General features: G+C 66.7%; 20 protein-coding genes and 3 pseudogenes. 12 read left to right on the top strand and 11 right to left on the bottom strand.

Going from position 1 to position 22,796, the window contains the following annotated elements:
- Positions 1-200 precede the first annotated feature (200 nt).
- The 4 genes and pseudogenes from ATB1_RS03260 to ATB1_RS03245 all read right to left on the bottom strand — a co-directional run bounded on the left by ATB1_RS03260 (position 201) and on the right by ATB1_RS03245 (position 2,970).
- Positions 201-383 carry a hypothetical protein gene (locus ATB1_RS03260; protein ID WP_241768023.1) on the bottom strand — a complete coding sequence of 61 codons (183 nt, stop codon included), beginning with the start codon at positions 381-383 and terminating at the stop codon, positions 201-203.
- Between the two features lie 61 nt (positions 384-444).
- Entirely contained in the window at positions 445-657 is a 213-nt protein-coding gene (locus tag ATB1_RS03255; protein ID WP_042662249.1) for a hypothetical protein, read from the bottom strand.
- On the bottom strand, positions 654-1,478 hold the full coding sequence (locus tag ATB1_RS03250; RefSeq protein ID WP_042662248.1) for an MBL fold metallo-hydrolase: 825 nt from the start codon (positions 1,476-1,478) through the stop codon (positions 654-656). Before ATB1_RS03250 ends, ATB1_RS03255 begins: the two co-directional genes overlap by 4 nt.
- Positions 1,479-1,544: 66 nt before the next feature.
- Positions 1,545-2,970 (bottom strand): annotated as a pseudogene (locus ATB1_RS03245) (ATP-binding protein).
- Between the two features lie 352 nt (positions 2,971-3,322).
- Between ATB1_RS03245 and nasA the strand changes: the two are divergent.
- From nasA to ATB1_RS22255, 6 genes and pseudogenes are all read left to right on the top strand, one after another.
- A complete protein-coding gene (nasA, locus tag ATB1_RS03240; RefSeq protein WP_198526029.1) occupies positions 3,323-5,437 on the top strand; it encodes an assimilatory nitrate reductase NasA in 2,115 nt (704 codons plus the stop codon).
- Between the two features lie 58 nt (positions 5,438-5,495).
- The gene (locus tag ATB1_RS03235) at positions 5,496-6,128 is read left to right on the top strand and encodes a molybdenum cofactor guanylyltransferase (RefSeq protein ID WP_042662247.1); all 633 of its coding nucleotides are present in this window, start codon (positions 5,496-5,498) and stop codon (positions 6,126-6,128) included.
- A 265-nt stretch (positions 6,129-6,393) separates the two neighbouring features.
- Positions 6,394-8,147: pseudogene (locus ATB1_RS03230) on the top strand (nitrite/sulfite reductase).
- Between the two features lie 2 nt (positions 8,148-8,149).
- Positions 8,150-8,320 carry a hypothetical protein gene (locus tag ATB1_RS22260; protein WP_198526028.1) on the top strand — a complete coding sequence of 57 codons (171 nt, stop codon included), beginning with the start codon at positions 8,150-8,152 and terminating at the stop codon, positions 8,318-8,320.
- Between the two features lie 130 nt (positions 8,321-8,450).
- A complete protein-coding gene (locus ATB1_RS03225; RefSeq protein ID WP_042662246.1) occupies positions 8,451-9,584 on the top strand; it encodes a thiolase family protein in 1,134 nt (377 codons plus the stop codon).
- A 159-nt stretch (positions 9,585-9,743) separates the two neighbouring features.
- The gene (locus ATB1_RS22255) at positions 9,744-9,914 is read left to right on the top strand and encodes a hypothetical protein (protein WP_172795731.1); all 171 of its coding nucleotides are present in this window, start codon (positions 9,744-9,746) and stop codon (positions 9,912-9,914) included.
- 50 nt (positions 9,915-9,964) lie between these two features.
- On the opposite strand, the gene ATB1_RS03220 is transcribed toward ATB1_RS22255, so the two are convergent.
- The 3 genes from ATB1_RS03220 to ATB1_RS03210 form a co-directional block, all read right to left on the bottom strand.
- Positions 9,965-11,872: a cation:proton antiporter gene (locus ATB1_RS03220; protein WP_042662245.1), complete on the bottom strand. Its 1,908-nt coding sequence runs from the start codon at positions 11,870-11,872 to the stop codon at positions 9,965-9,967.
- Positions 11,873-12,001: 129 nt separating this feature from the next.
- Positions 12,002-14,002 carry a long-chain fatty acid--CoA ligase gene (locus tag ATB1_RS03215; RefSeq protein ID WP_042662244.1) on the bottom strand — a complete coding sequence of 667 codons (2,001 nt, stop codon included), beginning with the start codon at positions 14,000-14,002 and terminating at the stop codon, positions 12,002-12,004.
- 132 nt (positions 14,003-14,134) lie between these two features.
- Complete coding sequence (locus ATB1_RS03210) at positions 14,135-15,043, bottom strand: MBL fold metallo-hydrolase (protein WP_042662243.1); 909 nt, start codon at positions 15,041-15,043, stop codon at positions 14,135-14,137.
- An 82-nt stretch (positions 15,044-15,125) separates the two neighbouring features.
- Here ATB1_RS03210 and ATB1_RS03205 point away from each other — a divergent pair, with 82 nt between their 5' ends.
- From ATB1_RS03205 to serS, 3 genes are all read left to right on the top strand, one after another.
- Positions 15,126-15,386 carry a hypothetical protein gene (locus ATB1_RS03205; protein WP_008574881.1) on the top strand — a complete coding sequence of 87 codons (261 nt, stop codon included), beginning with the start codon at positions 15,126-15,128 and terminating at the stop codon, positions 15,384-15,386.
- A gap of 140 nt (positions 15,387-15,526) precedes the next feature.
- Complete coding sequence (locus ATB1_RS03200) at positions 15,527-17,095, top strand: DASS family sodium-coupled anion symporter (RefSeq protein WP_042662242.1); 1,569 nt, start codon at positions 15,527-15,529, stop codon at positions 17,093-17,095.
- 108 nt (positions 17,096-17,203) lie between these two features.
- On the top strand, positions 17,204-18,586 hold the full coding sequence (gene serS, locus ATB1_RS03195) for a serine--tRNA ligase (RefSeq protein WP_042662241.1): 1,383 nt from the start codon (positions 17,204-17,206) through the stop codon (positions 18,584-18,586).
- A 66-nt stretch (positions 18,587-18,652) separates the two neighbouring features.
- Here the strand turns inward: serS and ATB1_RS03190 are convergent, their stop codons facing one another.
- Positions 18,653-19,006, bottom strand: a complete 354-nt coding sequence (locus ATB1_RS03190) for a nuclear transport factor 2 family protein (RefSeq protein WP_042662240.1) — start codon at positions 19,004-19,006, stop codon at positions 18,653-18,655.
- 129 nt (positions 19,007-19,135) lie between these two features.
- On the opposite strand from ATB1_RS03190, the gene ATB1_RS03185 reads away from it, so the two are divergent.
- A complete protein-coding gene (locus ATB1_RS03185) occupies positions 19,136-19,633 on the top strand; it encodes a DUF367 family protein (protein ID WP_042662239.1) in 498 nt (165 codons plus the stop codon).
- Between the two features lie 40 nt (positions 19,634-19,673).
- Here ATB1_RS03185 and ATB1_RS03180 read toward each other — a convergent pair whose 3' ends face one another.
- The gene (locus tag ATB1_RS03180; RefSeq protein ID WP_042662238.1) at positions 19,674-20,450 is read right to left on the bottom strand and encodes a hypothetical protein; all 777 of its coding nucleotides are present in this window, start codon (positions 20,448-20,450) and stop codon (positions 19,674-19,676) included.
- Between the two features lie 137 nt (positions 20,451-20,587).
- Positions 20,588-20,950, bottom strand: a complete 363-nt coding sequence (locus ATB1_RS03175; RefSeq protein WP_004976340.1) for a DUF5518 domain-containing protein — start codon at positions 20,948-20,950, stop codon at positions 20,588-20,590.
- Between ATB1_RS03175 and ATB1_RS21305 the strand changes: the two genes are divergently transcribed.
- Both ATB1_RS21305 and ATB1_RS03170 read left to right on the top strand, forming a co-directional pair.
- Positions 20,949-21,152 (top strand): hypothetical protein, encoded by a 204-nt coding sequence (locus tag ATB1_RS21305; RefSeq protein WP_128081369.1) that lies wholly within the window; start codon positions 20,949-20,951, stop codon positions 21,150-21,152. The genes ATB1_RS03175 and ATB1_RS21305 overlap by 2 nt on opposite strands.
- A gap of 9 nt (positions 21,153-21,161) precedes the next feature.
- A pseudogene (locus tag ATB1_RS03170) lies at positions 21,162-22,140 on the top strand (NOG1 family protein).
- Between the two features lie 140 nt (positions 22,141-22,280).
- On the opposite strand, the gene ATB1_RS03165 reads toward ATB1_RS03170, so the two are convergent.
- On the bottom strand, positions 22,281-22,796 hold a 516-nt coding region (locus ATB1_RS03165), incomplete at its 5' end, for an SIMPL domain-containing protein (RefSeq protein WP_042662237.1).

Genomic DNA, 22,796 nt, shown 5'->3' with positions numbered 1-22,796 from the left:
CCCACTTCGACCGCGTGGTCGCCCCCGGCTCCGAGTGCGGTGCCGACTGCTCGGCGTTCGACGCGGCCGACCCACCCGAACTGGACCGCGAGGGCCTCCGCGAGTCGCGGACGGACTGGGTCGCCGACCCGGCCGGCGCGGTTCGCAGACAGTCGGGACTCGACCGGTACTTCTGACTCGCCCAGCCTCCCGCCGAGTCGCTACTCGTTCCGCTCGTCTGAGTAGACCCAACCGAGCGTGGCGACGACGCCGAACCCGACGACGAACACCGCGCCCTCGACCCAGTTCGGCTCGCCGGACCACGAGGCGACGAGGAACCAGACGACGCCGGCGACGACTGCCATCGGCGTGCTGTATCGGAGCGCCGCGAGGATATCGGTCACGACCGTCTCGACGCGCCCCGGTCGCAAAACCGCACCGGACTGCCGGGTTCGCTCCCGGCCCTCACTCCGCGTCGGCCCGCTGTTCCATGTAGCTCCAGTAGGTGACGAGCGCGACGCCGATGACGATGACGAGGGCGAACTGCACGGCCGCCCCGAAGAAGTCGAGGCGGCCCGTATCGACGTACGTCAGGACGAAGTTCGTTGCGGCGGCGACAAAGCCGGCGACCATGAGATACCTGAACGCCCTGTCTCCGGCAATAGTTCGCAGTTTCACAGGTCGTACACCTCGCCGTCGACCGCCAGCGGCTCCTCGAACGCCTCGTCGGCGGGGTAGTAGTGCGCCACGTGGACGAGGCGCGTCTCGTCGGCGTTCAGTTCCTCGCCGAGCGCGATCGCCCCCTCGCGGGTCATGTGCTTCGTGCCGAAGGTCCGCGCGACCCCGTTTTCGTCGTAGTCGTCGCCGCCGATGGGGTGGTACTCGCAGACCGACGCGGGGACGATGGCCTCGGCGAGGAGCAGGTCCGGGTCGCGGAGCACGTCGCGGGACTCCTCGGGGATGGCGTAGGTGGAATCGCCCGAAAGCGAGAGCTTCGCGCCCGTCTCGGGGTCCTCGATGGCGACGCCGTAACAGACCAGCGGCGGGTGGACGACCGGCACGAGCGTCACGTCGAGGCCGCAGGCGCGGAACGACTCGAACGGCGTCCGGTCTTCGACCGAGATGCGGTCGAGGTAGTCGAACTTCGAGCGAATCGCGTCGGCGACGCTCTCGCCCGTGACCGGGTCGACCTCGTCGGCGGCGTGGACCGAAAGGTCGTCGAGGAGGCGGTAGACGTTCCCGAGGCCGTCGAGGTGGTCGAAGTGGATGTGGGTGACGAGCGCCTCGTCGGGAAGCGGCACGTCCTGCGTGAGAAACTGATGGCGGAAGTCGGGGCTGAAATCCACGAGGAGCGACTCGCCGGTCCGCTCGTTCTGCACGTGGACCGAAAAGCGCGTCCGCTCGATGCCTCGCTCGCGGGCCGCGAGGCAGGTCTCGCAGTCGCACCCGACGGTGGGCGTGCCGGTCGTGTCGCCGGTCCCGAGGAGGGTCACGCGCATTGACTCAACCACGGGGGCGGCGAGGTATAAACGTGGCCGACCGCGGCGAGTTCTCCTGACGCCCGCTTACTGCGCCGCGCCGGCGTCTTTCTGCGTCTCGCCTTCGTGTTCGTCGGCGTGGTCGTGGTCGTGGTCGTGACTGTGGTCGTGGCCGTCGTCCGGACCCCGACCCCGCGACGAGTTCCGACGAGTCGGACATCATGTCGAGGTTCTTCAGGTTGTCACGCTCTTCGAAGTCGGCGACGGCTTCCAGCAGGTCGTCCTGCGTGAGTTCCATCCGCTCTTCGGTGAGCGCTTCGAGGACGGCCTCGCGGAGGACGAGTCGGAGGTCGGAGCCGGTGAGACCCTCCGTCACGTCGGCGATGGCCGAGGGGTCGAACTCGTCGATGTCCATCCGGTTCGTGATGACCCGGAGGATGTCGGCGCGCATCCCGCGGTCCGGCTTGGGGAAGTTGACGATTTCGTCGAAGCGCCGCCACGCCGCCGAGTCGAGCTGGTCGGGGTGGTTGGTCGCGCCGATGAGGATGACTTCGTCGCGAATCAGCGAGATGTCGTCGATGCTTTTGAGCAGCGTGTTGACCGCGCGCTTGAGCGCCGCGTGCTCGTCCGACCGGCGGGTCTTCGCCACCGAGTCGAACTCGTCGATAAAGAGGATACACGGCGACAGCCGCTTTGCGACCTCGAAGGTCTTTTCGACGTTCTTGGCCGTCTCGCCGAGATACTGGCTCGTAATCATGGAGAGCTTCACCTCGACGAACGGGAGGCCGAGCTCGTGGGCGAGCGCCCGCGAGACGGTGGTCTTGCCGGTCCCCGGCGGCCCGACGAACAGGATTTTCCCGATTTCGCGGAGGCCGATGTCCGCGAGGTACTCGCGGTGTTCGATGGCCTTCATCAGCTTGTGAATCTCGCCTTCCTGGTCCGTCGTGAGCACGAGGTCGTCGAGGGTCATCTCGATTTCCTCGGGCGCGCGGACCTGCACGAGGTCGAGCATCTCGGCGTCGTCCTCGTCGTCGAAGTACTCGTCCAGCAGGCTGTCTATCCACACGCGGTCGGCGTGAATCGGTCGGGTCTGTTCTCTGGCCTCCGCGTGGGTCACGTCCACGTCGTCTCGGTCCTCGACCGACTTCGCGACCGTCGGATTCGTCACGAGCCGGTCGTAGTCGGCTCGTTTGACGAACCACTCCAGCGCCATCTCGGGCTGCGTCAGAGAGAGGCGGCCGGAGAAGTCCTCGCGCTGGGTGAACATGAGGTCGGAAATCGCGTCCCAGGGGTGTTCCACGCCGGTCGCCTTCCGCGCGATGGACTCGGTCACAACGAGCGGTCGCTCGATGCCGGCCATCGACGAGTCGTCCTCGTCGCCGTCGTCCTCGGCGTCCGCCCAGAAGACGCGTCGATACCGCGGGGGAAGGTCGTTTTCGTCAAGCGTTCGGTCGTCGGTGTAGAGGTGGGCCGTCAGCAGAAACTCGACAACCTCGAGCGCCCGTTCACTCATCCCCCAGAAATTGCCCGGGGAGACGCATAAGAGCGTCGGAGCCGCCTTGGCCGCTGGTGCGCGCGACCGAACTTCCCCGATGACAAGGAACTCGGCACGACTCCGGCGTGTGACGTTAATTTCAGAAAAACAATTCAAAAACATATCCGAAAATGGATTTATTACGCGATTATATTCCTTTCACACGCTTGTATTTTGTCTCTTTCTTCAGAATACTCGGGGAAAATATCCTTTCTTAAACGATTAGGGTTTTATGGTTATCTTCCGCCACTGTGAGCCAAGATAGTGAAATGATATTCACGAATGGAACGAGATGCCCGCCCAAATGCGGTACATCCTCGACGAATAGCCGGTGGTGAATCGCGTGGCGAAACAAGTCCCGACGACCTGCATGCGCTGTGCCGTGGGCTGTGGACACGTCCACCTCGGCTCCGACACCTCGTACGGGCTGGAAGCGGTTCGGGGGGACCCTTCACACCCCGTAAACAACGGGCTGGCCTGCGGTCGCGGCATCCGCGAATCGGCCGACCCCGACGGGTCGTGGCTCACGCGGCCGCTCGTCAGGGAGGGCGGGGAACTCCGGCAGACCTCGTGGTCTGACGCGCTCGCGCGCGTCGGCGACGCCATCACCGACGCGATGGCCGACGACCCCGACGAGGTCGCCGTCCTCGGGAGCGGCCAACAGACGAACGAAGCCGCCTACGCCCTCGGGAAGCTCGCCCGCGGCGGTATCGGCACCCGAAACTACGACGCGAACACGACGCTCTGCATGGCGAGCGCGGTCAAAGCCTACTACCGCGCCTTCGGGAGCGACGCGCCGCCGCCGACCTACGACGACATCCCCGAGGCGGAGACGCACCTCGTCTGGGGGGCCAACCCGGCGGTCGCCCACCCCGTGATGTTCCGATGGATTCGGCAGTCGGCCGACGACGGCGACCTCGTCGTCGTCGACCCCGTCGAGACGAAGACCGCGGGCGTCGCCGACGACCACGTCGCTATCGACCCCGGCGGCGACCTCGCGCTGGCGCAGGCGGTTCTCGGCCACCTCGTCGAGACCGACCGCGTGGACGAGTCGTTCGTCGCGGAACACACCGAGGGGTTCGACCGAGTCGTCGACGAACTCCCTCCGGTCGAGGAGGCGGCGTCGGAGGCCGGCGTCACCCTCGACGAGGTCGAGAAACTGGCGTCGCTTCTCGACGCGCCCACGCTCGTCTACTGGGGCATGGGCGTCAACCAGAGCGTCCGCGGCACCGCGACCGCCGGCGCGCTCGTGAACCTCTGTCTCGCTTCCGGCAACCTCGGTCCCGGCTCCGGCCCCTTTTCTCTCACCGGACAGGCGAACTCGATGGGCACCCGCGTCGTCTCCTCGAAGGGGACGTGGCCCGGCCATCGACCGTTCGAACACCCGGACCACCGCCGGACCGTCGCCGAGGCGTGGGACGTGCCCGTCTCTCGGCTTCCCGACGACAACGGACCGGGACCGGTCGGCATGTTCGAATCGTCGCCGTCGGTCGTCTGGACCGTCGCGACCAACCCGCTCGCCGGGTTCCCGGACGCGACGGCCGCCCGCGAGGTTCTCGAAGACTCCTTCCTCGTCGTGCAGGACGCCTTCCGGTCCGAGACGGTCGAACTCGCCGACGTGGTGCTCCCCGCGGCGACGTGGGGCGAGTCCGAGGGGACAACGATGAACATGGAGCGGACGGTCTCGCGGGTTCGTCCGGCCACCGAGACGCCGCCGGGCGTCAGACAGGACCTCGACATCATCGCCGACGTGGCCGCCCGCGTCGCGCCCGGACTGCTTCCGAGACCGTCGGTCTCGCCGAGCGACCTGTTCGACGAGTTCGCCGCCCTCACCGAGGGCACGGACGCCGACTGCTCGGGGCTCTCGTACACGCGACTCGACGGCGAGCGCGCCGTCCGCTGGCCCGCGCCGGACCCGACGAGCGAGGGCGGCTACCGCTACTATGACGCCGGCGACGAGGAGTCAGACGACCCGACGTGGTCGTTCCCGACGGCGTCCGGGAAGGCGCAGTTCAGCGCGCTCTCTGGGTCGTCGCTCCCCGAACCCGCCGACGAGTCGTACCCGCTGACGCTCACGACCGGCCGCGAGGCCGACGGGTACAACACCGGGGTCCGCACGCGCAGCGACACGCCGGACGAGCCGGTCGCTCGCGTGCACCCCGACACAATCGACGCGCACCGCGACGCGGTCGCCGACCCCGAGGGCGACCGCCGAACCACCGTCGTCTCCCGTCGGGCGTCGGTCCCGGCGACGCTCGACCCCGACGACGCCGTCCCGCCGGGCCTTGTCTGGCTCTCTATTCACCATCCGATGACTAATCGACTTACCAGCCCCGCTGTCGACCCGCAGTCGAACGAACCGAACTTCAAGCAGTGCGCCGTCCGCCTCGAACACCCCGAGGCGACCGCGTCCACCGACCTCCTCGCGGCCGAGGTGAGCGACTGATGGCGCTCGCCGCCGCCGGCGGACGGCCCCGCGAACTCGAACGCGCCGCCGCCTGAGAATGGCCGACGAGTCGCACCCTCACCTCGACACCGGCCGTGCGGGCATCATTCTCGCCGGCGGTCGGTCGACCCGATTCGGCGGCATCGACAAGGCGACGGCCACCGTCGGTGGCCAACCCATGATTCACCGGGTCGCCGCCTCGCTCGACCCCGTCGTCGACGAACTCGTCGTCAACTGCCGCGCCGAACAGCGGGACGCGCTCGCCGGCGCGCTCTTGGACTTCGACGTCCGGTTCGCGGAGGACTCCCATCCCGACCGGGGGCCGGTCTTCGGCCTGCGAACCGCGCTGCGGGCGACGAGCGCCGAGTACGCGGCGGTCCTCCCGTGCGACATGCCGCTCGTCCCGAGCGGGTTCATCTCGCACCTCTTCGGCCGCCTGCAGGGCGGCGCCGGCGTCGTTCCACGGGTCTCTGAGACGATGCAACCGCTCCCCGCAGTCATCCACTGCCGCGCCGGTGTGGTCGCCTGTACCGACACCATCCGCGCCGGTGACGACCGCCTACAGGCCGTGATGTCTGCGCTCGACGTCACCGTCCTCGACGACCGCGAAGTGGAGGCTCACGCCGGAACGCACGCGTTTCACAACGTGAACTCCTTCGACGACTTGCGCGCACTCGCCGCTCGTCGGTGAGTCGCGTTCGAGTCTCATACCACATTATCTTCCATTATGTTCAATTGTGGTTATCTAATAATCGACCGACTATCTGCCCAAAATACAACCTTATATTCGGAATATTCGGTTATAGAATGGACGAATACGGCTTATGGGGGCGATTTCTAAAGATTCTCAACGAATACTCTTATGAACCTCTGTCGAGTCGTGTTATCACGAAACATGACCAAGTTCGCAAACAAACGCACAGGAATAGTGGATGATTGCCCACTGGTGGTCGGAAATGGCGAGTAAAAAGGAAGCGTGGAAGTCGGAACTGTACGGCGACGCGGTCCGCGAGAAGATCGAGGAGTTCGCCGAGAAAGGCGTCGACGCAATCCCCGAAGACGAGCGCGACAAGTGGTTCACGCGCTTCAAGTTCTGGGGCGTCTTCCAGCAGCGGACGGGCCAGGACTCGTACTTCATGATGCGGCTGACGAACGCCAACGGCGTCCTCGAACCGGGGCAGCTCCGGGCCATCGGCGAGGTCGCGCGCGACTACGCGTCCGGGCCGGTCGAGAACCCCGAGTTCGGCGACGCCTGGTTGGACCTGACGACGCGCCAGTCGATTCAGCTCCACTGGCTCGAACTCGAAGACATCCCCGAGGTCTGGGAGAAGCTCGAAGCAGCGGGCGTCTCCTCGCGGTCCGCCGGCGGCGACACGATGCGGAACATCACCGGCTGTCCGGTCGCCGGCCGCGACAAACACGAACTCGTCGAGTCCCAGCCGCTTCTCGACCGCTTCCAAGAGGACCTCCGCGGGAACGACGCCCTGTCGAACATGCCGCGGAAGTTCAACATCAGCGTCACCGGCTGCCGGGAGGGCTGCGCGCAGGACTCGATAAACGACGTGGGGCTTGAACCCGCGAAGAAAGAAATCGACGGCGAGACCGTCACCGGCTTCAACGTCCGCGTCGGCGGCGGCCTCGGCTCCCGAAAACCGCGCGTCGCCCGTGACCTCGACATCTTCGTCGCCGACGAAGAGCGCGCCTACGAGGTCGTCCGCGGCTTCGTCGAACTCTACCACGAACACGGTAACCGCGACGTTCGGGCTCGCGCCCGCAGTCGCTTCTTCGTGGACGAGTGGGGCACGGAGAAGATTCGCGACCTGCTCCAGGAGGAGTACGTCGACTTCGAACTCCCGTCTGCGGGCGAGAACATCCGCGACGAGTACACCTACAACGCGGGCCGCCCGGAGTCCGACGGGAAACACGACCACATCGGCGTCCACGAGCAGGCCAACGGCGACTACTACGTCGGCCTCAGCGTCGCGGTCGGTCGGTTCACGGCGTCCGACGCCATCGAACTGGCCGACATCGCCGACGAGTACGGCTCCGGCGAGGTCCGCTCACCCGTCGTCAGAACCCGCTTCTGATGGACGTGCCGGAGGAGAAGCTCGACGACCTGCTCGCCGAGCCGCTCCTCGGAAAACACACGCCCGTGCCGAATCCGTTCCAGCGCGGCACTGTCGCCTGCACCGGGACGGAGTTCTGCTCGCTCGCGCTCACCGAGACGAAGGCCCGGACTGCCCGGATGCTCCGGTGGCTCCGCGATAACGTGGACGTGCCCGACGACGTGAGCCAACTGAAGATTCACTACTCCGGCTGTACCGCCGACTGCGGGCAAGCGAACACGGCCGACATCGGCCTGTTCGGCATGCGCGCCCAGAAGGACGGCGAGATGGTCGAGGCCATGGACATCGGCGTCGGCGGCGGCATCGGCGAGGACCCGTCGTTCGTCGAGTGGATTCAACAGCGCATCCCGGCCGACGAGGTGCCGGGTGCCATCGCCTCGCTCGTCGAGGCGTTCGCGGAGCGCCGCGAGCCCGGACAGACGTTCCGCGAGTGGGTCGAAGCCGAGGGGACCGAGGCAGTCACCGAGTACTGCGTCCCCGAGGAGACGGACTTCGAAGCGCCGTACATGCACGACGCCAAGCAGTCGTGGTACCCGTTCGCCGAAGAGGAAGCGAAGGCCGAACAGCCGGTCACGAGCGACTGACCATGACCGAACGCACCGCATCCGACAACCCGGCTGACGCCGCCGACGTGCCTTTCGAGCACGCCTCGGCGGACGTCGCGCCGGAGCTCTTCCCGGCGGAGCCAACGGTTGCCGACGCGGGTACCGGCGGAATCCCCGGTCGGCCGGACAGCGACTCCGCCACTCGTTCCTGACGCTCCGAGACTCGGTGCCGTCGTCTCCACTTTCACCGCTTTCTCGGCGTTTTTCGACCCGAAGAACAACTCGTTACGACGAATAGTGAGTTCTAAACTATTTATGGTGTTCGAACCCTGATGATGTGCCATGCCAGAGCCAGTCATCGCGGCCGCGTACCGCACGCCGTTCGGCAAGGCGGGCGGCGTGTTCGAAGACGTTCGAAGCGAGGACCTCTCGGTCACGCTCATCGACCACATCCTCGACGAACACGACGTCGACCCCGACGACGTGGAGGACCTGATGTGGGGCGTCGCCCAACAGCGCACCGAACAGGACAACAACGTCGCCCGCGTTATCGCGCTCCTGTCGGCCCTCGGCGAGGGGACGCCCGCGACGAGCATCAACCGCTGGTGCGCCTCCTCGATGCAGGCTATCATCTCCGCGTCCGACGCCATCGCCGCCGGCAACCGCGAGTGCATCGTCGCCGGCGGAGTCGAGAGCATGTCCCGCGTGCCGATGGACGGCGACTCCTACCAACACCTCCACCCGGAACTGAGCGAGCAGTACAACATCTTCCAACTCCAGATGGGGATGACTGCCGAGAAGGTCGCAGACGAGTACGAGGTCTCCCGCGAGGCCCAAGACGAGTTCGCGTTCCGGAGCCACCAGCGCGCCGCCGAGGCGACCGACTCGGGCCGCTTCGACGACGAAATCGTCCCGGTCGAGACGGAGGATGGCGTCGTCACCGAGGACGAGGGTATCCGCCGCGACACCTCGATGGAGATTCTCGGCGGCCTCGACCCCGCCTTCTCGGGCGACGGCTCCGTCACCGCCGGCAACTCCTCGCAGATAACCGACGGCGCGGCCGCGGTCCTCGTCACTAGCCGCGAGTTCGCCGACGAACACGGCCTCGACGTGCTCGCCTCGGTCGGCACGAACAACGTCGCCGGCGTCGACCCGACGGTCATGGGGATCGGTCCGGTCCCGGCCACCCGCGGCCTCCTCGACCGCGCCGGCACCGACATCGACGACTACGGCCTCGTCGAAATCAACGAGGCGTTCGCCAGCCAGTGTGAGTACTCCCGCCGCGAACTCGGTATCGACGCGGACAAACTCAACGTCAACGGCGGCGCAATCGCGCTCGGCCACCCCCTCGGGGCGTCCGGCGCGCGCCTGCCGGTGACGCTCATCCACGAGATGCAAAAGCGGGACGTGGACCGCGGCCTCGCGTCGCTCTGCGTCGGCTTCGGCCAAGGAGCGGCAATCGAGTTCAGTCGGTAGGTTCACCCGCGTTTTTCACCCTGATCCGTCCCGGGAAGCGAGCGAAATTCGTGGACTGCGTGTCAGTGGTTCCCCGAACCGCTGACCTCGGCTATCGCTCACAAACATACGTGCGCCTTCCGTCACGTTCATACTCCGGAAGTCGGGAATATCGCGGTGATGAATCTCACGACGACCGTACTGTCGGGGGCCTTCGCGACGCTGGCGGCCGCCGGGGCCGCCTCCGCGGGGTTCGTCCCGAGGCCCGACCTCGGCGCGCCCGTCTGGTACGTTCTCGTCGCGCTCACCGTCGGCTACTGGGCGGTGTTCGTCCGCTGGGCGCGGCGCTGACTGGTCGGGGACGACGCGAAAAAACCGAACCAAGCGGGCGGCGAGAGCCGCTACTCGGGGTTGACTAACTCTTCTGCGTCTCGGACGGCCTCACGCTCACCGATGATGGTGATGCGGTCGCCTTCTTGGAGCGTGAACTCCGCGTTGGGGACCGTCGTGTCGCCGTTCCGCGAGACGAGCGTGATGAGACAGCCGTCGGGCAGTTCCGGTCCGACCTCTCGGATGGTCCGACCGACGAGTTTCTCAGCGGTGACCTGAACCTCCTGAACGTCGCCGGAGCGACCGATTTCACCCATCCAGTTCGACATCGACGGGCGCTCGATGTAGTTGTCGAGCGCCTGCGCTGTGGCGATGGTCGACGAGATAGTCCGGACGCCGAGTTCTTCGAACGCCTCGACGTTGTCGGGGTTGTTCGCCCGCGCGAGGACGCTCTCGGGTTCGAACTTCGAGTTCGCCAACTGCGCGACGAGCAGGTTCACGTCGTCGTCGCCGGTCGCGGCGACCACGAACTTGGCGTTCGCGGCCCCCGCGGAGCGTAAGACGCTTGTGTCGGCTCCATCGCCGTGATGGACGGTAAAGCCCATGTTCCGGGCCGTCTGGACTACTTCTTGGTCCTCTTCGATGAGGACCACGTTCTCTCCGCGGTCTGCGAGGCGTTCGGCGAGCGCACGGCCCACCTTCCCGCCTCCGATGATGAGTACACGCATTGGGATGACGTCGAGGTATTCTGCGATTTGGCGAGCGAGGCCGGCCTCGAAGACGACGGTCGTCAGGATGACGAGGAACACCGTGCCGACGAGAATCGAGGCGCTCTGGTTCAGCGCGGCGGCCTGTTGGGTCAGCCCCTCGGCCGCGAGCCGTGTCGCCTCCTCTTGGAGAGCGATGGCGAACAGCGAGGCCACGGACGCGGGGATGATGCCGCGCGGGCCGACGAAGCTCATGAAGAGCTTCTCTTCTCTCGTGAAGCGGTCGCCGCGCGCCGAGATGAAGACCAACAGCGGTCGAATCACGAGCGCGACGGCGGCGACGACGGCGAGGCCGCCGACGCCGAGGTTCAGGAGGTTCTGGAAGTCCAACAGCGCCGCGAGGGCGATGAAGACGAACGACAGCACGAGCAGCGTGATGTCGCCCTTGAACGCCGAAATCTCCTCTTCGTACGGCACGTCCGCGTTGCCGAGGAGGATGCCGGCGGTTGCCACCGCGGCGATGCCGGCCTCCGTGGCGACGTAGTCGGCGGCCGCGTAGGACACGAGCGCACCGGCGAGGACGAGCAGGCGCGCGTTCTGCGGCGCGTTGCCCGGCGAGAGGTCGACGTACCGGAGGGCGTAGTACAGCGCCCCGGCGACGATTGCGCCCATGACGACGCCGACGCCGAGGCGCTCGGCGAACAGGACCACGAGGGCGTCGGGGCTACTGACGCCTTCGAGGATGGCCTCGAAGATGACGATGGCGACGATAGCCGCCGTCACGTCGTTGACGATACCCTCCGTGTCGAGCGCCGCGCCGACTCGGTCACGGACCGGGACGACTTCGAGAATCGGTGCGATGACCGTCGGCCCGGTCGCGACGAGGAGCGCGCCAACGAGGAACGACACCGGCCACGGCGCGCCGAGCGCGTAGCGGACGACGACGCCCGTTGCGACGAACGCGATTATCGCCCCGACGGTGACGAGTCGGAACGTCGCGGCGGGCGCTTCCCGTAACTTGTCGATTCGAAGGTGGAATGCACCCTCGAACACGATGATGGCGACCGAGAGACCGACGATGGCCTGTAGTGCGTTCCCGAACGAGTCGGGAGAGATGACGCCGAGGACCTCCGGTCCGAGCAGGATGCCCGACGCGATGAGGAACACGACGCTGGGGACCTGGAATCGGTCCGAGAGCACCTGCGAGACCACGCCGATGCCGATTATCGCGGCGACGAGCGGGATGAGGTTGGCTCCTCCTGCTGCGGCCACTTATATCGCCTCCATTGATTCGGTCCATGTGGCGACGGAAGATAAGTCCACACATCTCGGGCGGTATCTCCGCGGACTCGGGAGGGCGTTCGGCGAAAACACGGCTGGGGACGTTTCGGCTGTCCGATCTCACTGGGTCGCGGCTCGCCCGCCGCCCCGACGCTCTTCGCTCCGGCGGTCCTCGTCGTAGATGAGCGACACCTCGTCGGCGTAGCGGTCGAGGATGTTCCGGCGCTTCTTTTTCATCGTCGGCGTCATCAGGTCGTTCCCCTCCGTGAACTCCTCGGGAACGACGCGGAACTGCTTGATTCGCTCGTAGGACTCGAAGTTCTCGTTGGCCGCCTCCACTTCGGCCTCGATGCGCTCGTACACCCGGTCGTCGCGGCAGATGGCTTTCGGGTCCTCCGGGAGGTCGATACCCTCCTCGTCGGCCCACTTCCGCAGGCCGTCGAAACTGGGGACGATGAGCGCGGAGACGAACTTGCGACCGTCGCCGAGGACCATGCACTGTTCGACCACCGCGGAGGAGGCGAACGCGTCCTCGATGGGGCCGGGCGCGACGTTCTTCCCGGTCGAGAGGACGAGAATCTGCTTGGCGCGCTCGCGGAAGGTGATGTAGCCGTCGGGCCGGAGTTCGACCACGTCGCCGGTGCGGAACCAGCGATTGCCCTCGTCGTCCTCGACGAACGCCGCCTCGGTCTCTTCGGGGTTGTTCCAGTAGCCCTCGGTGACGCTCGACCCGCGGACGAGTAGTTCGCCCACCTCGCCGCCCGCGTCCCCGAGTTGGTCGCCGACGACGGTCGTGTCGAGTTTCGTCTCGACGTTCCGGAGCGGATAGCCGATGGTGCCGATTTTCGGCTCTTCAGGGGGGTTGACCGAGATGACGGGCGACGTTTCGGTGAGGCCGTAGCCCTCGTAAATCGGGAGGCCCATCGCGTGGTAGAGCGCGCACAGTTCGGCCGAGAGGCTCCCGCCGCCGCTGATGAAGAACTCGAGGTTGTCTCCGAGCGCCTCGCGCACCTGTCCGAACACGAGGCGGTCGGCGAGGCGGTGTTTCGCGGTGAGCAGGTAGCCCGGCGCGTCGGTCGTGTGGTACGCCTGCCCGACGCCGACGGCCCACTCGAAGATGCGCTTTTTCGCGGGCGACTCGCTGGCTTGCGCCCGAATCGCGTCGTAGAGCTTCTCGTACACCCGCGGGACGCTCGTCCCGGTCGTCGGCCGGACGAGTTGGAAGTCCTCGCGGAGCGTGTCGGGGCTTTCGGCGTAGGCGACGGCCGCGCCCGCCGCGAACATCATGAAGTGGCCGGCCATGCGCTCGAAGACGTGGGCAAGGGGCAGGAACGACAGCGCCACCGAGTTGGGGCCGATGACCGGCGTGTCGCCTTTGTCCGGGCGCGGACCGAAGCGCCGATAGCTCTCGTTGACGTTCGACCGGAAGTTCCAGTGGGTGAGTTGGACGCCCTTCGGCTGGCCCGTCGTCCCCGAGGTGTAGATGAGGCTGGCGAGGTCTTCTGGCTCGCGCTCGTCCAACCACGACTCGTAGGCCGCCTCGTCGTACACCTCCTCGCCGCGGCGGTAGAGTTCGCCGAGCGTCAGCACGTCGTCGCGGTCGTCGTGGCCGTCGTACTCGTCCACGACGATGATAAACCGCAGATCCAACTCGTCTTCGACGGCGAGCACGCGTTCCAGTAGCTCCTCGTTCTCGACGACGACGGCGTTCGCGCCCGGGTCGGAAAGCAGGTACTGCACCTGTCGCTCCGACGACGAGGTGTACACCGTGGTGACGACGCCGCCCGCGCCGAGGACGGCGAAGTCCGTCTGGGCCCACTCCATGCGCGTGTGCGCGAGAATACCGACCCGGTCACCGGCCTCGATGCCGAGGTCGCGGAACCCGGCCGCGAGGCGACGGACGATGCCCCGCATCTCCTCGTAGGTCAGGTCGGCGTAGTCGCCGTCGGGGGCCGCCGGGACGACGCCCTCGGCGACCAGCGACCGCCGGTAGACGCCGCCTTTGTACCGCTGTGCGACTCGCGTGGCGTTCCGCGACGCGCTCGATTCGAACATCCGTGGGAGGGTCGTCCGCTCGATGACAGGGTCGTCGAACGCCGCCTCCGCGTCCCGCCAGTCCATGCTCTGTTAGTAATGATTCAATATTTAAAACTATGTACGTTCGGTCTGTTGAAACCCCGCGATAGCGCGGGGAAACGCTGATTTCGAACCCGAGCGCGGTGCTTTTGGGTCGGCAGCGGTAGTGTCAGCGCGTCACTCGTCGTCGCCGATGTAGTCGAGGTAGCCGAGCACGCCGCGGGTGTTCAGGCGTTCTTCGTCGCGGGCCTTCCGCTCGCCCCACACCTCGGCCATCTGGCTGTGCTCGACGAAGTGGTCGATGACGGCCTCGTCGTCGTCGAGTTCCGCGCGCTTCTGCCGGATGGCCTCGACCCACTCCACGAGGACGCGCTTGTACGCCTCCGCGAGGTCGGTGTCGTAGGGCTTCGGGCCGAAGTGGCCGAAACAGACCGTCTCGGGGTCGATGTCCTCGATGGTCCGCACGTCGTCGAGCGCCTTCTGGAGGTGGAACTGCGAGGGCGGCGAGGTCTGGCGGAGCGTCCGCGACTTCGGCTCCCAGATGCCCAGCGCGTCGCCGACGAACAGCACGTCGTCGCCGTCGTCGTGGAACATCACCTGGTGCGGCGCGTGGCCGGGCGCGTGATGGACCGTGAGCGTCCGGTCGCCGAGGTCGATTTCGTCGCTGTCAGTGAGGGCCTCGACGCGCTCTTCTTCGATTGGGAGGGGTTCGTCGTAGAACTGCCACTGGTCTTCGACGGCCGCCTTCGTGCCCTCGATGAGCCGCGACGGGTCCACGAGGTGCGGCGCGCCGATTTCGTGGGTCATGACGGTCGCGTCGGGGTAGCGCTCGGCGAGGTAGCCCGCGCCGCCCGCGTGGTCGAGGTGGACGTGCGTCGGCAGGATGTACGCGAGGTCGTCGACGCCGACCTCGTCGAGCATCCCGAAGACCGCCTCTCTGTCGGCGGCGATGCCGGTGTCGATGAGCGCCGGTTTCTCGGCGTCGACGAGGTAGACCGAGCCGTACTTCTCCACCTCGTACATGCCGCTGTCGACGTAGTAGAGGTCCGTGCTGTCCGGGACGGGTTCGACGTCGCCAATAGCCATAGTTGACGGCCGTCTCCGGGAAAGAAAAGCGTTCGGTCGCCCGACCCCTACGTTGATTACGGGCGACCGCAAAGCCGTCTCCATGTCCGAACAGGGTGGCGAACCGCTCCCGGACGTCGACATCGCGGACGTCTCGCCGATGGCGTGGCGACTGCTCAGAGTCGCGGCCGGCTACAACCAGCGGGCCGTCGAGCGCGCCGTCGACGACCTCATGCAGGCGCACATCTCCATGCTCGAATCCGGGAGCCGCGGCCTCTCGCGGTCGCGCCGCCGCGCCCTGCTCTCGCTGTACGCCGCGGAACTCGACGACGAGCAGGTCCGCACGCTCGTCGACCACTTTTAAATCACGTCGGTACGCGCCACCGAACCTCGCTTCTGTCTGCTGATTTCGACGGAGCGGCGGCTCTCGACACCGATATACCGCCATTCGCTACCGTATTGAAAATAATTAAGTAAGACTATCGTTAGAGATAGCGTGTATCAATGATACGCGGTGTTACAAAGACTGCTCGCGGACGATTCGCCGTCTTCATGCTCGCGCTCGTCGCCTCTCTCGCGCTGGCCTTCGGGCCGTCGCTTGAGGGGCTCTCGACGCGGGGACAGTACGCATTAGCGACGATGGTGTTCGCCGGCATCCTCTGGGTGTCCGGTGCGCTCCCCCTCGCGGTGACGGCGCTGTCGATACCGGTGTTGCTCACGGCCTACGGCGTATACGGCGATATCGACCCGGCGCTCGCCGGCTTCGCCGACCACCTCATCTTCCTGTTCATCGCCGGCTTCATGCTGGCGAACGCGCTCCAGAAGTACAACATCGACCGCCGCATCGCGCTGTGGCTCATGGCCGTCATGGGGTCGTCGCCGCGGCGGCTCATCCTCGCTATCATGCTCGCGACGGCGTTCCTGTCGATGTGGGTCTCGAACACCGCGACGACGGCGATGATGACGCCCATCGCGCTCGGCGTTCTCGCGCAGGTGCTCGGCCGCGAGGAGGTCTACGAGGCCGACGCCGACGAGGGCAACTTCTCGAACATGCAGATAGCGACGCTCCTCGGCACCGCCTACGCCGCGAGCGTCGGCGGGGTCGGCACCCTCATCGGCACGCCACCGAACGCGGTCGTCGCCACCCAACTCAACGCGCTGCTCGACTACGAAATCGGCTTCGTCGAGTGGCTCCTCGTCGGCCTCCCAATCGTCGCCATCACCCTCCCCATCGTCTGGTACCTCCTCACGTTCCGCTTCTTCCCGCCCGAGGTCGACGACGTGGAAGGTGCCCGCGAACAGGCGCGCGAGTACCTCGCCGACGAGGGCGCGCTCTCGACCCGCGGCCGCCGCGTCGCGTACATCTTCGCCGCCACCGCCGGGCTGTGGGTCGTCGGCGGCCTCGACCCCGCGTTCGAGTTGTTCCTCTCGGACCCGGTGTTCAACACCCTGTTCGGCACCGGCGAGGGCATGACGCTCCTCGGCGTCGAGGGCCATCAGGGCCTCCTGTACTACGTGATGGTCGGGATGGTCTCCATCCCGGCGCTCGTCCTCGCGGACACCATGGAGTGGGACGAGCTCGTCGACATCGACTGGGGGACGATTCTCCTCTTCGGTGGCGGCATCTCGCTGGCTGACGCGTTCGCCTCTACGGGCGCGACGAAGTGGCTTGCCGAGGCCGTCTTCGGCTCCTTGACCGGCGCGCCCATCATCCTCGTCGTCGGTGCTATCGTGCTCCTCGTCATCTTCCTCACGGAGATGACCTCGAACACCGCGACGGCGACCATCATCGTCCCCGTGCTCATCGGCATCGGGAGCGTCTTCGCGGCGACGCTCGGCCTCACCGAGGTCTCCGCGGCGGTGTTCCTCGCGGTCAGCGGGGCCATCGCGGCCTCGTTCGCCTTCGCGCTCCCCGTGGCGACGCCCCCGAACGCCATCGTCTTCGGGAGCGGCCACATCAAGCAGTCCCACATGATGCGGGCCGGGACGGTCCTCAACGTCGTGATGACTGGCGTACTGACCATCCTCATCTGGTTCCTCTTCCAGTTCGTCTGGCCGGCGTTCCTCTGGTAACCGACCCGTCGGTCTTCGACGCCCGCCAGCGTCTCTCCGTCCGGTCTCCTCTCCCCACCCCTCGGCGATGCGATACGATTTTCCCGCCCGCCCGGAAATCACAGCCCAATGATTGACAGGCAACTGCTCCGCGACGAACCGGAGCGAGTTCGCGATGCGCTCGCCGCCCGCAACATGGAGGGTGTGGACATCGACCGCGTCCTCGACGTGTACGACGAGTGGCGCTCGCTGAAGGCCGAGGGCGACGACCTCCGCCACGAGCGCAACGAGGTCAGCCAGAAAATCGGGCAGCTGAAGCAAGAAGGGAAAGACGAGGAAGCGCAGGAGGCCATCGACCGCTCGGGCGAACTCAAGACGGAGCTACAGGAGCTCGAAGCCCGCGCCGACGAACTCGAAGCGGAACTCGACGAGGCGCTCATGGAACTGCCGAACCTCCCCCACGAGTCGGTTCCGGTCGGGGCCGACGAGGCCGACAACGAGGAGGTCCGCCGCGTCGGCTTCGACGACCTGCGCGACCTCCCCGACGAGGTGACGCCGCACTACGACCTCGGCGAGGAACTCGACATTATCGACGAGGGTCGCGCGGCCAAGACCACCGGCTCGGGCTTCTACTTCCTGAAAGGCGAGGGCGCGATGCTCGAACACGCGCTCGTCCAGTTCATGCTCGACGTGCACCGCGAACAGGAGTACGTCGACCTGTTCCCGCCGATTCCGGTCAAGACCACCTCGATGGAGGGCACCGGTCAGCTCCCGAAGTTCGCCGAGGACGCCTACCGCATCGGCGGCTCGGAGACCGAGAACTACGAGGACGACGACCTGTGGCTCTGTCCCACCGCGGAGGTCCCGGTCACGAACATGTACCGTGACGAGATTCTCCTGAAGGACGACCTCCCGCTGAAACATCAGGCGTACACGCCGAACTTCCGGCGCGAGGCGGGCGAACACGGGACCGAGACCCGCGGCATCGTTCGCGTCCACCAGTTCAACAAGGTCGAACTCGTCAACTTCGTCGAGCCCGAGGAGTCGTACGACCGGCTCGAAGCGCTCGTCGACGAGGCCGCCGAAGTGCTCGACCGCCTCGGCCTGCCGTACCGCGTCCTCTCGCTTTGCACCGGCGATCTCACCTTCGCGTCGGCGAAGACCTACGACCTCGAAGTGTGGGCCCCCGGCACGGAGTCGGACGACGCCCCCGAACAGGGTGGTCGCTGGCTTGAGGTCTCGTCGGCCTCGAACTTCGAGGACTTCCAGGCGCGCCGCGCCGGCCTCCGCTACCGCCCCGAGCGCCACGAGTCGGCCGAGTACCTCCACACGCTCAACGCGTCGGGCACGGCCGTCGGCCGCGTCATGGTCGCGCTGCTCGAATACTACCAAAACGAGGACGGCACGGTCGACGTGCCCGAACCGCTCCAGCCCTACATGGGCGGCCGTGAGGTCATCGAGGGCCACGAGCCCGTCGGCGAGGCCGCCGTTGGTGCGGGTAAGAAGGACTGAGCGACTGACGCACGCCGCGACCGCGAGTTTCTGTTCTTTCTCTCGTCTTTCCCGCGACTCGCGCCGTCAGTTCGCCGTCGATGACTTGACGAACGTCTTCAGGTCCGAGAGCTTCCCGTCGTGGGCACGGAACCGGTCGAGAAAGACGAACAGTTCGTCGCCGTCGCGGTCTTCGAGGTGGCCGCGGACGACGATTTCGTCGTCGGACTTCGACTGGATGTAGCGTTCGATGACGTGTCGCGTGTCCTTCTGCGGCCTGTCGTCTCGCATGAACGAGACGAACTCCTCGCGCCCCGAGAGCGTCATATCGCCGCGGTGCTGGACGAACTCCGGTTCGAGGATGTTCCGAAGCATGTCGTATCCGTGGTGGTCGAGCGCCGTGTAGTACTGCCGGGCCAGATACGTCGCGTCGGGATGCACGCCCTCTCTTCGTCGGCGGGCGGGAAGAATCCGACGCCGGTGCTGCCGGCGTGCCGACGCTGCCGTCGAACGCCCCGCGCGTGCCACCGCGTTCGGGACGCTTTTCTCTGCCAGCCGCGTATCGCGGCTGTGGACCTGCACGTTCGATACGAGGGCGACGACGACCCGAAGAAGTGCACGGCGAAGAAGCTCGAACGCTTCGACATGGCCGCCCTCCACGGCTCCGACCGAGAGACTCCCTACGGCGTCGTGCTCAACCCCCACGCCGACAGGGCGCTGTCGCCCGCCGACGCGGACACCGGCGCACTCGTCGCGCTCGACTGCTCGTGGGAGTCGGCCGGCGAGGCCATGTTCTCGCTCCCCGGCGAACACCGCGCGCTTCCCTATCTCGTCGCCGCTAATCCCGTGAACTTCGGCCGCCCGATGCAGCTGACGACGGTCGAGGCGATAGCCGCCGCGCTCGTCATCTTCGGCGAGAAGAAGCGAGCCGAAGACGTGCTCTCGAAGTTCAACTGGGGCCACACGTTCCTCGAACTCAACGAGGAGCCGCTCCGCCGGTACTCGGAGTGTGCGGACTCGACCGAGGTCGTTGAGATTCAGCGGGAGTACCTCGAACGCGGCGAGTAACACTCGACTACGGAGCGGCTGAACCGCGTCGGTTCCGCCTTCAGAGTCGGCTCGACGTCCAGTTGAGCGCGACGGTCGTCCCGGTGTCGACGCGCTCGGTCGGCGTCACCTGAATCACTCGCGCCCACGTCCCGCCGCTCGGCGCGGTGTAGTTCATCCCGCCGCAGTAACAGTCGACTTCGAGCGCGGGGTCTTCTTCGTTGTGACCGTCGTACGGATAGCCGGTGCGAGACCACGCGCTCCAGTCGATAGTGTCGCTGTCGTGGCGCGCGACGAGCGTGACTTTCAGCGGTTCTCCGATGGTCGTCGTCCCGTAGTGGATGTCCTCGCGGTCGGTATCGACGGTGTCGAGCGCCTGCGGTGAGTCGGGGAGCAAGTCGACCTCCGAGAGGTCTTGGGTGTCGTACGTTTCCGTCGCCTGCACTTCGGCGTCGTCCGGCGCGCGGTACACCTCGGTCGTGAACGGGAGCGACGAGTCTTCGAGCCGAAAGCCGAGCAAGACCTCGTCCGAGGGGACCGATGTCTCCTCGACCAGCGTCGGGTGTATCTCCTCGGGGTTCTCGACGAAGTCGGCGGCTTCGAGCCCGCTTTCGGTTGTTTCTTTCTCCTGTTCGGTCGTCTCGTTCGCAGTCGTCTCGTTCGCGGTCGTCGTGGTCTGCGTCTCGGTCGTGGTCTGTGTCCCCGCGTCGGTCGCTCGCGTCGTCTGGTCCGAGTCCCCGGACGAGCTACATCCAGCGAGACCAGTGAGGCCGGCGACGGCGACGCCGCAAATCGATTGGAGGGTTCTTCGACGGGTGTGCGTTGACTCCTTACCCATGGCCGTCGGGTGTGGTCCCTCCCCCTTAGAGACCCGAGACAGTTTACGTGAAATAATGGGGCTTAGGACCATGCTAAACCCCGATTTCTGGACTATCGCACTCGGTGAGGTCGCGGTCGCGGCCCCGCGCCGTCGGGCTACCCCTTCACCCACGCGCCGACGGCCCCGGCGATGGCGCTGTCGATTGCGAAGATGAGCGTCAACACGACGCCCGCGACGAGGACGCCGACGCCGCCGAGGAGGCCACCCAGCGGCCCACCGGCGAGTCCGAGAAGACTCCCGAGCAGGGCCGCGAGGAGCGTCACGACGATACCCGAGATGGACCCCGCGACGAGGCCGTTCCACGCGCCGTTACCGAGCGTGCCGCCCGCGAGGTAGCCCGCCGCGAAGCCCCCGAGCAGGCCCGCCCCGATTTGGCCGATGAGCGGGAGCGCGAGCCCGCCGGTGCCGACGACGACGATGACGACGAACCCGACGGCGACCGCTTTCCAGTCAGTCATGGGTCGAAGTAGGCCGCGGGCGGGCAAGAACTTCGTGGCGGTCGCGGGGGGTGCTCGGCCGTTCGCTCACGTCCGCGTCCCCGCGTCGGTCGGCCGCGACCCCCTCGCTTCCAGTCGAACCGTGCGTGAGACCTGCACGGCGAATCCACCGCTCGAAGCGCCGAGCCCCAAACGGACGCGCTTTTACGGCTCGGCCATGTAGCGGACTGCAATGATTTTCGAGTCTCTCCCGACCACGCCCCGGTCGGACGAACTCATCGACAAGGCCTTCTCGCGGGCCGCGCGCACGGGGCGAGCGAAGCAGAACAAGTTGGAGGCTCAGCAGTCGATGCTCCAGACGGCGTCGAACATCCTTTCCGACAACCTCGAGAACGTCGTCGTCGAGTGGCCCGACTTCGAGACGGTCGACCCCTTCTACTACGAACTCGCCGACGCCATCGTCGACGTGGACGAGGTCCGAAAGAGCCTCTCGGAAGTGATGTGGGCCTCCCGGCAGGTCGACAACATCGCCCGCGAGTACCAGCCGAAGCTCCGCAAGACCGACGCGGACCTCGCGCGCAAGCACCGAAAGCAGGCGTTCGCTCGCATGGCGAGCGTCGTCGAGGAGGTCGAAGACGACCTGCTCCGCATCGGCGAGGCGCGCGACGCCCTGAAGGACCTCCCCGACATCCGCCCGGACGAACCGGCAATCGTCGTCGCCGGCTACCCGAACGTCGGCAAGTCCTCGTTCGTCAACGACGTGACCCGCGCGTCGAACGAAATCGCCCGCTACCCCTTCACGACGAAGGGCGTCCAAATCGGGCACTTCGACCGCGACCGCATCCGCTACCAGATTATCGACACGCCGGGGCTGCTCGACCGGCCCGAAGACGAGCGTAACGACATCGAGCGGCAGGCCGTGAGCGCGCCTCGAACACCTCGCGGACGCCGTCATCTTCGTCGCCGACGCCAGCGGGGCGTGCGGCTACCCCATCGAGTCGCAACTCGAACTCCGCGACGCCGTGAAGGCGCGCTTCGAAGAGCGCGACATCCCGGTGCTCACCGTCTGTAACAAGAGCGACCGCTCGACCGACATGGAAGCCGACCTCTACATGAGCGTCGAGACGGGCGAGAACGTCGAGGCCGTCCTCGACGCCGCGGTCGAGGCCATCGGGTTCGAACCCGACATCCCGCCGTCGCGCAACGAGTAAGCGCCGCGGGATTTTTCGGTTCTGTTGGTTCTGTCTTGCCGCAGCACCTTGGCGGGAGAGCCGCTGCTACGGGGTAGCTATCGGAGAAATGGGGGCACGGGGTGGGTCGAACCGCGAGTTCGGTCAGCGGGTGCGGGTTCTTATTCGGCTTCGTAGACCATCTGGACGGTCGCCGAGACGGTCACGGGGCCGGGCGAGAGTTCGGTCGAACCGGACGAGGCACGAGCGGCGTCTTCGGCGTAGGCGACCGGGTACGGACCGGGCGAGGCGCTGCCGCCGACGGTAGCGGTGTGGACGCCCGTGACGGTCAGGTCAGAGGCGCTGGCGACCGCGTCGGCGTCGGCCTTCGCGGAGTCGACGGCGCGGGTCAGGGCCTCCTCGCGGAGTTCGGCGCGCTTCTCGTCGGTCAGCGTGAAGGCGACGCCGCGGATTTCGCTGGCACCGGCACCGACCGCGAGGTCGATGACTTCACCGGCGCGGTCGGGGGCGACCTCGACGCGGAGGGTGTGGGTGGCGCGGTAGCCGAGGAGGTCGCGCTCCTGGCCGCTGTAGTCGTACTCGGGGTAGATGTTGAAGCCGGTCGTCTGGATGGCGTCCTCGGCGACACCGGCGTCGGTGAGGGCGGCGCGGACGGCGGCCACGTCGTCGGCGACGGT

The sequence above is a fragment of the Haloferax sp. ATB1 genome, from assembly GCF_000730175.1.
Note: the sequence above shows the minus strand (reverse complement) of the source record. Positions and strands in the feature narration are given on the sequence as shown.